Here is a 13,238-nt window from a genome sequence, read left to right as displayed (position 1 = left end):
CGATGGCTGGTGAGAAGGGACTTACGCGATGACCAAGCCGGTAGACGCAGGCCAATCCTTGGCCTACGGGGAAATCCTGCACCTGGACGAGTTCCTCGAACTGGCCTGCGTGCACGACACGCCGGACCGCACGCTGTTCTTCGCGGCGCACCAGTCCTGCGAGATCTGGTTCGCCGTGGTGCTGCGCCACCTTGAGCAGGCGCGGGACGCGCTGACCCGCGACGACGGGCTCGTGGCGGTCGCGCTGCTCGAACGGCTGCCCCACGTGATGCGGGTCGTCGCCGAGCATTTCGCCGTGCTGATGACGCTGACTCCCGAGTCCTTCGACGAGATCCGGGCGACGCTCGGGACCTCCAGCGGGTTCCAGTCGGCCCAGTACCGCGAGATCGAGTTCCTCTGTGGCGCCAGGGATCCCCGGTTCCTCAACATCTCCGGGCTCAGTGCCGCCGAGCGGGCCAGGTTGGTGGCGCGCCTGGACGAGAAGTCCGTGGGCGCCGCCTTCGTCGAGTATCGGGAGCGGGCGGGCGCCGACGCGGTGCCCCCTGGTCTCTCCCTTGTCGAGCGCGTTCACGACGTGTTGTCGAACCTCGACGACTCGGTGCGGGCGTGGCGGGCGCTGCACGCCGAACTGGCGGACAAGCTCCTCGGTGGCGCGCTGGGAACGGCGGGTTCGTCGGGTGCGGCGTACCTCTGGCGATCGACCAAACGAACGTTGTTCCCCGAGGTCTTTCCTCGGCACGAGTGCAGCGACGGCGAGCACCCGCTGCCGGGCGCGGGCGGCTGGGCCTGACTCGCCTCGCCGAACACCAAGCGCTCACCAAACACCAAGCGAGTCACCTGTTTAAGGAGAACGCAGTAATGATGAACAGTGGCGCTGCCGCCAACCTGACCGACCCGGGCAAGACCAAGAGCGTCGTCATCGTCGGTGGCGGCACGGCAGGCTGGATGACCGCCGCCTACCTCAAGGCAGCCTTCGGCGACCGCGTCGACGTCACCGTGGTGGAGTCGGCCCAGATCGGCGCCATCGGTGTCGGTGAGGCGACCTTCAGCGACATCCGGCACTTCTTCGAGTTCCTCCGGCTGGAGGAGTCCGACTGGATGCCCGCCTGCAACGCCACCTACAAGCTCGGGGTGCGGTTCGAGGACTGGCGCGAGCCCGGCCATCACTTCTACCACCCGTTCGAGCAACTCGGGTCCGTCGACGGCTTCTCGCTGAGCGACTGGTGGCTGCGGATGCCGCAGTCGAGCCGGTTCGACCGCGACTGCTTCGTCATGGCCGCGCTGTGCGACGCCGAGCGCTCGCCCCGCTACGCCGACGGCACCCCGCTGGCCCAGGGCGTGTTCGAGAACGTCGGCGACGGCCAGTCGGCGCGGTCGAACATCGCCGAGTACCAGGGCGCGCAGTTCCCGTACGCCTACCACTTCGAGGCCCACCTGCTGGCGAAGTTCCTGACGAAATACGGCACCGACCGCGGTGTCAAGCACATCACCGACAACGTCGTCGATGTCGCGTTGGACCACCAGGGTTTCGTCTCGCACGTGAACACCGCCGAGAACGGCACGCTCTCCGGCGACCTGTACATCGACTGCACCGGTTTCCGCGCGCTGCTGCTGAAGCAGGCCCTCGGTGAGCCGTTCGTGTCCTTTCAGGACACCCTGCCCAACAACAGCGCGGTCGCCCTGCAGGTCCCGATGGACATGGAGCGCAAGGCGATCCGGCCGTGCACCACCGCGACCGCCCAGGACGCGGGCTGGATCTGGACGATCCCGCTGATCAGCCGGATCGGCACCGGATACGTCTACGCCGACGAGTACCTCTCGGCCGAGGAGGCCGAGAAGACGCTGCGCGAGTTCGTCGGCCCCGAGGCCGCCGACGTCCAGGCCAACCACATCAAGATGCGCATCGGCCGCAGTGAGCGCTCCTGGGTGAACAACGTCGTCGGGATCGGGCTGGCCAGCGGCTTCGTCGAGCCCCTGGAGTCGACCGGCATCTTCTTCATCCACCACGCCATCGAGCAGATCGTCCGGTACTTCCCGGGCGGCCGCGACGACGACGTGCGCCGCGACGCGTACAACCGCTCGATCGAGCACGTGATGGAGGGTGTCCGCGAGTTCCTGTGCCTGCACTACGTCGGCGCGAAGCGGGCCGACAACCGGTACTGGAAGGACACCAAGACGCGCAAGATCCCGGACGCGCTCGCCGAGCGCATCGAGATCTGGAAGCACAAGGTGCCTGACTCGGAGTCGGTCTACCCGTACTACCACGGCCTGCCGCCGTACTCCTACAACTGCATCCTGCTCGGCGCGGGGGGCATCGAGGTCAAGCACTCCCCGGCGCTGGACCTGGCCGACCCGACCGCCGCGCAGGTCGAGTTCGACCGCATTCGCCAGAAGGCGGACAAGCTGGTTCAGGAACTGCCGAGCCAGAACGAGTTCTTCGCCGCCATGCGCGCCAACGCCAAGTAGCCCCGCGTGCGTTCGCCGGGGCCGGACCGCAGCCGCGGGATCCGGCCCCGGCCCGCGACCGACCGGTGGAAGGTCACGTGACGATCTACCTTTCGTACGACCAGGAAACCCTGGACACCCAGTATTCGCCGAGTTCGTGCGTCCCCGACATCACCGTTTACATGACCGAGTACGCGCAGCGGAGCGCGGCGGCGCGGGAGCGGCTCGACGTCGAGGTCGGCGTCCGATATGGACAGAGGCCGGAGGAGTCGTTCGACCTATTCCCGGCTCGGGATCCGGGTGGGCCGTTGCTGGTGTTCGTCCACGGCGGGTACTGGCAGGAGGTCAGCAAGAACGAGTCGGCGTTCATGGCGCCCGACCTGGTGCCCGCCGGGGTGTCGGTCGCGGCGCTCGGGTACGGACTCGCTCCGGCATACACCCTGCCCGAGATCATCGCCATGGCGGCGGGCGGCATTCGCTGGATCTGCGCCAATCTCGACCACCTGCCCGGCAAGCCCGGATCGGTCTACCTCGCGGGCTGCTCGGCGGGTGCGCACCTGATCGCCATGGCGTTGCTCGACGAGGTGGGCTGGCGGCGGACCGGGACCCGTGCCGTGGACGCGGTGGCGGGCGCGATCCTGCTCAGCGGGGTGTACGACCTCGAACCCGTGGCGCGCACCTACGTCAACGCGCCACTCGGACTGGACACCGCCACCGCGCGCGCGTGCAGCCCGACGCACCACCTCGGTCCGGCGCTGCCGCCGCTCGTGGTGGCGCGGGGGGAGCACGAGACCGACGAATTCGGCAGACAGCAGCGGGAGTTCGTCCACGCCGTCCGCGCCCTCGGCGGCGACGTCACCGACCTGGTCGCCCGGTCCCGCAACCACTTCGACTTGGCCTACGACCTCGGTCGGCCGGGCACGGAACTCGGCGACGCGACCGCCAAGCTCTTGGGGCGTAGGGAAAAACGGCGCGCCCCACACGGCGTCGAGGTGTCTGAGGGGTCCACAACAGACGGTATTCGTGATCTTCACGGCAGGGGCATCGATGGACAGCGCGCAAGGGAGCTTGGAAATGTCACCGGAGAACCACGAATCGGGGTCGGCGGGCGTGACCGCCGCGGCTGATCGCGACGCACTGCGCGAGACGGTGTCCGGCGTCCTCGGCATCGAGCTGACCCCGGAGGACGACGAGACCAACCTCTTCGAACTCGGTCTGCAGTCGATGGACCTGATGCGGCTGACCCAGCGGCTCAACGGCGCGCGCTCCGAGGTCACCTTCGCGCAGCTGTCCGCCGACCCCCGGCTGTCGGCGTGGGCCGAGTTCGCGATCACCGCTGAACCCGCGGCCCCCGAACCGGAACCAGAGCCCGCCGCCGCGAGCGCTCCGCTGAGCACGTTCCCGCTGACGCCGGTGCAGCAGGCTTATTTGTTCGGCCGCGCCGACCACCAGGCCCTCGGCGGGATCGGCTGCCACAACTACATCGAGTTCGACGTGCCGGAGCTTGAGCCCCAGCGCCTTGAGGCCGCGGTGCGCGCGCTCATCGAGCGCCATCCCATGCTGCGGGCGCGGTTCAGCGAAGACGCGATGCACCACATCCTCCCCGAGTCGCCGTGGCCGGGCCTGACGGTCAACGACTGGCGCGACCAGACGCCCGAGCGGGCCGAGGCGTCCGCGCTCGCGGTGCGCGACAAGCTGTCCCACCGGTGGCTGCGCGTCGACGAGGGCGAGGTCATCGACGTCTCGCTGACGCGGCTTCCCGGCGGAGTCGACCGGCTGCACCTCAACATCGACCTCGTCGCCGCCGACCTGGCCAGCTTCCGGGTGATCCTGGTCGAACTGGTCGCGTTGTACGACGACCCCGACGGGCTGCCCGAGCTCACCTACACCTTCGGCCAGTACCAGGCCGACCAGGCCGCGACCCGCGAGGCCGACCGCGAGCGGGCGCGCCCGTACTGGCAGCGGCGCGTGCCGTCGCTACCCGGCGGCCCGAAGCTGCCGCTCGCCGTCGACCCGGAAACCGTCACCAAGCACAAGTTCGTGCGCAGGCACTGGGAGTTGAGCGCGGACGAGTGGGTCGCGCTCGAGCGACGCTGCGGCGAGGCGGGCCTGACGCCCGCCGCGGTGCTGGCCACCGCCTACTCGCTGGTCCTGTCCCGGTGGAGCGGGGACGATCACTTCCTGCTCAGCCTGCCGCTGTTCGACCGCGACCTCGCCGCGCACCCCGAGATCGGCAGGCTGATCGGCGACTTCTCCGGCCTGGTGCTGGTGGAGGTCAAGCTGGCGGGCGAGAGCTTCGCCGACTGCGCGCGCGACGTGCAGCGGCAGCTGCATTCCGACATCGGGCACGCCGCCTACACCGGTGTCGACGTGCTGCGCGATCTCGCCCGCGCCGACGTCGACGCGCCCCGCACCGCGCCGGTCGTGTTCTCCTACGACCTGTCCGCCCCGCTGATCCCCGACGAGTGGGCCGACCGCTTCGGCGACGTCTCGTGGATGATCTCGCAGACCCCGCAGATCTGGCTCGACCAGCAGATCTACCGCACCTGCGACAACAACGTCCGCCTCGTGTGGGACGCGGTCGAGGAGCTCTTCCCCGCCGACGTGCTCGACACGATGATCGCGGCCTACGAGGCGCTGGTGCGGTCGCTGCTCGTCGGGTCGTGGGACGCCCTGCCGGAGCTCGCGCTGCCCGCTGCGCAGCGCGCGGTGCGCGCCGAGGTCAACTCCGACACCCGAGAGCTGACCGACAACCTGCTGCACACCGCGTTCTTCGAGCACTCGGAGGCGCGGGCGGGCCTGCCCGCGTTGCTGTGGGGCGATGACGAGTCACTGGCGCACGACGAACTCGCTCGGCAAGCGCTGGCCGTCGCGGGCGCCCTGTCGCGACGCGGTATCGGCCGCGGCTCGTATGTCGCGGTGGTCGCGCCGAAGGGCGACCGGCAGATCGCGGCGGTCCTCGGCGTGCTCGCCGCCGGTGCGGCGTACGTCCCGATCGGCGTCGACCAGCCGGCCGAGCGGCGCGCGCGCATCCTGGAGTTGAGCGGCGCCAAGGTGATCCTCGACGGCACCGGTCAGCTGGAGTCGGCCGAAACGGGCGTCGAGGTGGTCCTGATCGAGGCCGCACTGGCCGAGGCCCCGCTGAGCGCTCCGGTGCCCGCCGAGCCGGACGACCCCGCCTACGTGATCTTCACCTCGGGCTCCACCGGTCTGCCGAAGGGCGTGGAGCTGAGCCACCGCGCCAGCGTCAACACCGTCGAGGACATCAACGAGCGGTTCGGCGTCGAGGCGCACGATCGGGTGCTGGCGGTGTCCGCCCTCGACTTCGACCTGTCGGTGTACGACATCTTCGGCCCGCTCGCGGCGGGCGGCGCTGCCGTGTTGGTCTCCGAGGCCGGTCGGCGCGACGCCGCCGAGTGGCTGGCGCTGTGCCACCGGCATTCGGTGTCCATCTGGAACACGGTTCCCGCCCTGCTCGACATGGTGCTGATCGCGGCGGAGGGCAAGCCGCTGCCCGAGTCGATGCGCGTCGCGCTGCTCTCCGGTGACTGGATCGGGCTCGACTTGCCGGCGCGGCTGGCCGAGGCGACCAGCGGTCGGTGCCGGTTCGTCGCCGCGGGCGGCGCCACCGAGGCCGCGATCTGGTCGAACTCGTTCGACGTCGCCGCGGTCGAGGATGGCTGGCGATCGATCCCGTACGGCAAGCCCCTGAAGAACCAGAAGTTCCGCGTCGTCGACGGCCGCGGCCGCGACTGCCCGGACTGGGTGCCCGGCGAGCTGTGGATCGGCGGCGTCGGTGTCGCGCTCGGCTACCGAGGCGACGCCGAACTGACCGCCGCGCGGTTCCCGGTCGTCGACGGCGAGCGCTGGTACCGCACCGGTGACCTCGGCCGTTACTGGCCCGACGGCAACCTCGAGTTCCTCGGCCGCCTCGATCACCAGGTCAAGATCAATGGATTTCGGGTGGAGCTCGGCGAGATCGAGTCCTGCCTGCAGGCCGACGCCGAGGTGGCCCAGGCCGTCGCGGTGGTGGTCACCGAGGGCCGCCGCGGGGTCGTCGCCGCCGTGACCGAGCGTTCGGCGGCGGGGGAGCGCGGCCACCAGGACGGAGACCGCCCAGCCGCCGCGGGCAGCGAGTTCCTGCCGCCCGTCGCGGACGCCGAGGCGAACCCGCTGGAGCACCAACTGGTGGAGGCACTGCTCGCGGGTGTCGTCGCGCCGCTGGTCGACGGGCCCGCCGCCGCGCTGCCCGTGTGCGCGCAGCAGCGCCCTGTCCTGGACATCTGGCTCGGCTACCTCGCCCAGCGTGCGGTGGTGCGCCGCACGGGTGCCGCCCGCACGCAGGGTCCCCGGTGGGCCGAGGTCACGGACCAGGCGTGGATCAAGCAGGTGCGCGAATCGGCCGTCGGCACGCCGTTCGCGGCCGTCGCGACCGCGCTGCAGTGGGCGGTGCCGCTGTTCACCGGGATCGTCTCCGGTGGCGCCGACGCCACCGCGCTGCTCGACGATCCGGTGCTGGCCCCGGAAGCGCTCAACGACCTGATGCCCGCGACGGCCGACTGCCTCAAGGCCATCGGCGCGGACCTACGCGGCCGGTCCGGCGCGGTGGCGCAGTGGGCGGTGACGGGCGGCAACGGCGCCGCGCGGGTGCTCACCGAACTGGCCTCCGACGCGGTCGAGTACACCCTGCTCGGCTCCTCGGCGCCCGCCCTGGCCAAGGCCGAGATGCTGCTGGCCGAGCAGGGGCACCGCACGCGGGTGTCGCCGCAGGGACCCGAGGCGATCGCCGAGCAGCACGTCCACGCCTTCGCCGCCGTCGTCGCCGACAACGTGCTGCACCGGATGCCCGACCCGGACGTTGCCGCGGCCACGATGGCTGTGCTGCTCGCCCCCGGCGGCAGGCTCTACCTGCTCGAACGCGCCTACCCGACGCCGCTGGCGTTGATCACCGCGTTGCCGCTGGAGGCGCGGGCGGGCCGGTTCGAGGACGGCGCGCACGGCACGGGCTGGCTGCACGGCCCGCGGCGCTGGACCCAGGCCCTCACCGATGCCGGATTCGGCGACATCCAGGTGCTGCGCGCGGAGCGCACCGGCGAGATCCTGCTGACCGCGGACCGGCCGGTGTCGGCGCGCGGAGTCGACCTGGCCGCCCTTCGCCGGCAGGCGGTCGGCCGCCTGCCCGAGCACATGGTGCCCGCGCACCTCGCGGTGCTGCCGGTGCTCCCGCTCAGCGCGAACGGCAAAGTCGATCGCGGACGGATCCTCACCGCGCTCGAACAGTCCGTCGACCGGCCGCGCGACGTGGGCGACCCGCCGCGCGGCACGACCGAGGAGTTCGTCGCCCAGCTGTGGATGAAGCTGCTCGGGCTCGACTCGGTCGGCCGCGACGAGAACTTCTTCCGGCTCGGCGGCGACAGCCTGCTCGCCACCCGCTTCGTCGCCGAGGTGCGCGGGGAGCACGGCGTCGACGTGCCGATGCGCGAGGTCATGCGCACGCCGACGGTCGCGGGCCTGAGCGCGTTGATCGACGCGTCCGCCACCGCGGCCGAGGACATCGAGGAGGGTTCGCTTTGAGCGCGGGGGAACTGATCGAGGAACTCGGCGCGGCCGGGATCGAGCTGTGGCGCGAGGAAGGGCAGCTGAGGTTTCGCGCTTCCCGCGGCGCCATGACCGAGGAGCGCAAGGCGAAGTTGCGCAGCCTCAAGGCCGACCTGCTCACCGTGCTGCCCGAGGGGCAGCCGAGCGCGCGGCCCGCCGCGGGCGAGTCGCTGTGGCAGGACGACCCGGAGGCGCGGCTGGAGCCGTTCCCGCTGACCGATGTCCAGTCCGCGTACCTGTTCGGCCGCAACGGGGCGTTCGCCTACGGCGGCGTCTCCTGCCACATCTACGAGGAGTTTGAGTACCCGGCCGACCTGGACCCCGAGCGGTTCCAGCGGGCGTGGGACAGCCTGGTGCGCAGGCACGACGCGCTGCGGGTGGTCATCGGCGAGGACGGCACCCAGCGCGTCCTGCCCGACCTCGCCGACACCCGCATCCCCGTCGCCGACCTGCGCGGCGCGCCGGCGGAGGCGGTGCTGCGGGCGATCGACGCTGTCCGGGACGAGATCTCCCACCAGGTGCACCCCGCGGGCGTGCGCCCGATGTACGAGCTGCGCCTGACCCGCGCCGACGACCGCAGCGTGCTGCACGTCTCGGTGGACTTCATGGCCCTGGACTGGATCAGCATCCGGCTGCTGCTGTCCGAACTGGACCGCCGCTATCAGCGGCCCGACTGCGAACTGCCCGCGCTCGACGCGAGCTTCCGCGACTATGTCCTGGCGGAGAAGCGGCTGCGCGACACCCCGCGGCACACCCGCGACCGCGAGTACTGGATGAAGCGCCTCGACGACCTGCCCGGCGCGCCCGCTCTGCCGACCCGTGACGACCACGACCCGGCGACAGCGCCCCCGTTGTTCCGCAGGCTGAGCACCACTGTGGACAGTCGGGTGTGGCAGGCGCTGAAGGAGCGCGCGGGCGGGCACGGGATCACCGCGGCGAACGCGGTTCTCGCGGCGTTCGCCGAGACGATCGGCCGCTGGAGCGGGGGCGAGCGCTTCTGCCTCGGCTTGCCCGTGCTCAACCGGATTCCGCTGCACCCGCGGGTCGACCGGATGCTCGGCGACTTCACCTCGCTGAGCGTGCTCGCCGTGGACCTCGAGGGCAGGGCGAGCTTCGCCGACCGCGCCCGCGCCATCGGCGAACGCGTCTTCGACGACCTCGACCACCGGCTGTTCAGCGGTGTGGAGGTGCTGCGCGAACTCGCCAGGCGCCGTGGCCGCGACGCGGCGACCGCGCTTGCGGTGGTGTTCACGGGCAGCATCGGCGTCGGCGGCGAGACGGCCTCGGCGGCGGGTCGCAAGGCGCGCCCGGTGTACGGGATCAGCCAGACCCCGCAGGTGTGGATCGACTGCCAGGTGGGCGACCAGCTCGGCGGCCTCGACATGAACTGGGACGTGCGCGAGGGGATCTTCCCCGACGGCCTGGTCGACGACATGTTCGCCGCGTTCGTCGGGCTCCTGCATGGGCTGGCGGCCTCGGACGCGACGTGGTCGGCGGTCGACCCGCAGCCCTTGCCCGAGTCGCAGCGGGCCCGTCGGGCCGAGGCGAACGCGACCGAGGCGTCTACCCCGGGCGGCCTGCTGCACGAGCCGCTCATGGCCTACGGGCGCGAGTTCCCCGACCGGGTCGCGGTGATCGACGCGACCGGGTCGATGACCTACGGCGAGTGGCTGGGCAGGGCGGCCGCGGTGGCCGAGCGGCTGCGCGCCGCCGGGTGCGCGCCGGGGGACTTCGTCGGCGTCCTGGTCGACAAGTCGCGGGCCCAGGTGGTCGGCGTTCTCGGCGTGCTGCTCGCGGGCGGGGTGTACGTCCCGGTCGACCTGGGCCAGCCCCGGGTGCGCCGCGACGGCATCCTGACCGCCGCTGGGGCGAAGTTCGTGGTGGTGGCGGAATCCCCAGATGCCGCCGCGGCCGACGCGCCGCCGCCGGGCGTTCACGCGGTCGACGTCACCGACGTGCGGCCGATCCCGGTCGCCGAACTGCCCGAGCCGCCCCGAGTGGCCGCGAGCGAACTCGCCTATGTCATGCACACCTCGGGATCGACCGGCACGCCCAAGGGCGTGATGATCAGCCACGAGGCCGCGGCGAACACCGTGCACGACATCAACGCGCGCTTCGCCGTCGGCGCGGCGGACCGGGTGCTGGGCCTGGCGGCGCTGAGCTTCGACCTGTCCGTCTACGACCTGTTCGGCCCGCCCGCCCTCGGCGCCGCCCTGGTGCTGCCCGACGCGACCCGGCGCGGCGATCCGTCGCACTGGGCCGCGGTGGTCGCCGAGCACGGTGTGACGCTGTGGAACTCGGTGCCCGCGCAGCTGCAGATGCTGATGCACTACCTCGACGTCGAGCCCGTCGCGCTGCCCACGCTGCGCCTGGCCCTGCTGTCCGGCGACTGGATCCCGTTGTCGCTGCCCGCGCACGCCGGACGGCACGTGCCGGACGCCGAACTGATCAGTCTCGGCGGCGCCACGGAGGCGGCGATCTGGTCGAACTACCACCGGATCACGACCGTCGAGCCGCACTGGCGCAGCATCCCCTACGGCCTGCCGCTGGCGAACCAGCGCTTCCACGTGCTCGACTCCGCGCTGCGCGACCGGCCGGAGTTGGTCCCCGGCGACCTCTACATCGCGGGCGCGGGCCTGGCCGACGGCTACCTCAACGACGCCGAGCGCAGCGCCGAGCGCTTCTTCGCGCACCCGGACACCGGCGAGCGGCTCTACCGCACCGGCGACCTCGGCCGGTACCTGCCCAACGGCGAGATCGAGTTCCTCGGCCGCGCCGACCAGCAGGTCAAGATCCGCGGCCACCGGATCGAACTCGGCGAGATCGAGGCGGTGCTCGGCGAGCATCCGGACGTGGGCACCTGCGTGGTGCTGGCGGCGGGCCGCGACGCGTTCGAGCGGGCGCTGGTCTCGTTCGTGATCCCCGCCCGGCCGGGCGAGCCGGTCGACCCGCTGGATCTGGTCGGCTGGGTGGCCCAGCGCCTGCCCGGCCACATGGTTCCCGCGCGGGTACAGGTGGTTGACGCCCTACCGCTCACCGCGAACGGCAAGGTGGACCGCAAGCGGCTGCTCGACTCGACGCCCGCGTCGGCCGGGTCGACTGTTCCTGGCGGGGAACCCGCCGAGCCGCCGCACCCGGGTGTCGAGGAGCGCATCGCGCAGCTGTGGGTCGAAGTGCTCGGCGGTCCGGTTCCCAGCCGCACCAAGGGATTCTTCGACGCGGGCGGAAACTCGCTGCTCGCCGCGCAGTTCGTCGGGCAGGTGCGCGAGCGCGTCCCCGCTGCCGCGCGGATCGCGTTCGACGTGTTGCTGCGCGCCCTGCTGGACACGCCCACGGTGTCCGGGCTGGGCAAGTGGCTGCAGTCCGGCGCCGCGGCGGAACCGGTGGCGACGCCCGGCGCGGTGCCGGCGCGGCAGGCGCTTGTCCCGCTCGTGATGGAGGGGACCGGTCCGGTGCGCCTGCTCGTGCACGACGGCACGGGAACCCTTGCCGCTTACCAGGAACTGATCGAAGGCCTCACCGGCGCCGGGCCGCTGTTGGGACTCACCGCGCCCGACGCCGACGGCTACCTCGGCATCGCCGCGGCGGAGCTCATCGAGACGCTGGCCGGGGGATACGCGCGCGAGGTGCTGGCCGCGGGCTTCGGCGAGGTGGAGGTCATCGGATACGGCCTCGGCGGTCCGATCGCGCTGGAACTGGCCAGGGCGCTCGGCGAGGCGGACGCGACGGCACGGCTGACCATCCTGTCCGGCACCGCGGGCCAGGATGCGGGGGAGAGCGGGTCGGTGCTCTCGCACACCGCCGAGGCGGTGGCCTGCTACGACCCCGCGCCCTACGCCGACGACCTCACGCTGCTCCGGCCCACCGAGTCCGAAAAGGACACAACGGAGTTCTGGAGCGAACTGTGCCTTGGCGACGTGACTGTTGTGGACGTGCCCGGTGATCACGTCACCTGCCTTCAGCGGCCCAACGTGTCCAGGACCGCGGACGCGATCTCGACGGCGTTGACGGGCCGATGATGACCCAGCCGCCCCGCCCGATGCGCGTTGTCGTGTGCGGCACGCGCTTCGGCCAGATCTACCTCTCGGCCCTGGCTCGCGCCGAGGGCTACGAACTCGCGGGCATCGTGGCCAGGGGCAGCGCCCGGTCCACGGCACTCGCACGGGACTACGGAGTCCCGCTGTATCCCTCGGTCGAGAGCCTGCCCGACGACATCGACGCGGCCTGCGTCGTCGTGTCGACCGCGGTGGGCGGCGGGTCCGGCACCGAGTTGGCCAGGGCCCTGCTCGAACGCGGAATCCCTGTGCTGCAAGAGCATCCGGTGCATCCGACCGAGCTGGCGGACTGCCTGAAGGTGGCGCGGCGCACCGGGTCGCAGTACCTGGTGAACACCTTCTACCCGCACCTTGAGCCGGTTCGCCGGTTCACCGCCGCCGCACGGAAGCTGGTGACCCTGCGCAAACCGGTGTTCGTCGACGCGATGTGCGCCGTCCAGGTCGCCTACGACCTGATCGGCATCCTGGCCGAGGTCTTCGACGGGCTCAAACCGTGGTCGCTGGCCCCGGTTCCGCGGTCCGCGGGCCAGCCGCTGGCCTGCGCGCAGGGTCAGGTCGGCGGGGTGCCGCTGACCCTGCGCGTGGAGAACCGAATGCAGGCGGGCGACGACAGCACCAGCTTGTTCCTGCACCGGATCACCATCGGCACCGACGCGGGCAACCTGACGCTGGTCAACACCCACGGGCCGGTGATCTGGAGCCCGGTGCTGCGCGTCCGGTCCGACGAGGTGGGCCGGTTCCTCCCCGTCGCGGCCGGGGACGGATCGTGGGCCGACGACTTCGGCGGACGAACCGCCGACTACCTCGGCCCGGCCGAGTCACCCACCTGGGCGACGGCGGTGGACGAGCTGTGGAGTGGCGGGGTGGTGACCGCGATGGACGACCTGCGCGCGCGGGTCGAGGCGGGCGCGGATCCGCTGCGGGGCGGCAGGCGCGCCCTGGCGGTCGCGCGGGCCTGGAAGGAACTGACCGAGGCGATCGGCTACCCCGACGTGGCCGCGCCGGACGCGGGCGGCCCGCTGACTGTCGCCGACTTGTAGGTCCGGTGGCGTAGGCGCGTACGTCCACGCGCGTACGAGAACCCTGGTGGAACACGACGCATTGTGGTATCGCGCCGGGACCGGGGTCGATAAGTTCAAG

Annotated in this window: 6 protein-coding genes; all 6 read left to right on the top strand. The window is 71.7% G+C overall.

Annotated elements, in window-relative coordinates:
* The first annotated feature begins 28 nt into the window (after positions 1-28).
* The gene (locus tag GPZ80_RS10055; protein WP_187220026.1) at positions 29-790 is read left to right on the top strand and encodes a tryptophan 2,3-dioxygenase family protein; all 762 of its coding nucleotides are present in this window, start codon (positions 29-31) and stop codon (positions 788-790) included.
* A gap of 71 nt (positions 791-861) precedes the next feature.
* Complete coding sequence (locus GPZ80_RS10050; protein ID WP_187220025.1) at positions 862-2,466, top strand: tryptophan halogenase family protein; 1,605 nt, start codon at positions 862-864, stop codon at positions 2,464-2,466.
* A gap of 77 nt (positions 2,467-2,543) precedes the next feature.
* The gene (locus GPZ80_RS10045) at positions 2,544-3,572 is read left to right on the top strand and encodes an alpha/beta hydrolase (RefSeq protein ID WP_312880231.1); all 1,029 of its coding nucleotides are present in this window, start codon (positions 2,544-2,546) and stop codon (positions 3,570-3,572) included.
* Positions 3,520-8,019, top strand: a complete 4,500-nt coding sequence (locus tag GPZ80_RS10040) for a non-ribosomal peptide synthetase (protein ID WP_187220024.1) — start codon at positions 3,520-3,522, stop codon at positions 8,017-8,019. The genes GPZ80_RS10045 and GPZ80_RS10040 overlap by 53 nt, the downstream gene beginning before the upstream one ends.
* Positions 8,016-12,062, top strand: a complete 4,047-nt coding sequence (locus tag GPZ80_RS10035) for a non-ribosomal peptide synthetase (RefSeq protein WP_187220023.1) — start codon at positions 8,016-8,018, stop codon at positions 12,060-12,062. The genes GPZ80_RS10040 and GPZ80_RS10035 overlap by 4 nt, the downstream gene beginning before the upstream one ends.
* Complete coding sequence (locus GPZ80_RS10030; protein ID WP_187220022.1) at positions 12,062-13,138, top strand: Gfo/Idh/MocA family oxidoreductase; 1,077 nt, start codon at positions 12,062-12,064, stop codon at positions 13,136-13,138. The genes GPZ80_RS10035 and GPZ80_RS10030 overlap by 1 nt, the downstream gene beginning before the upstream one ends.
* Positions 13,139-13,238 lie beyond the last annotated feature (100 nt).

It is taken from the genome of Actinokineospora xionganensis, assembly GCF_014323725.1.
GTDB classification, from domain to species: domain Bacteria; phylum Actinomycetota; class Actinomycetes; order Mycobacteriales; family Pseudonocardiaceae; genus Actinokineospora; species Actinokineospora xionganensis.
Note: the sequence above shows the minus strand (reverse complement) of the source record. Positions and strands in the feature narration are given on the sequence as shown.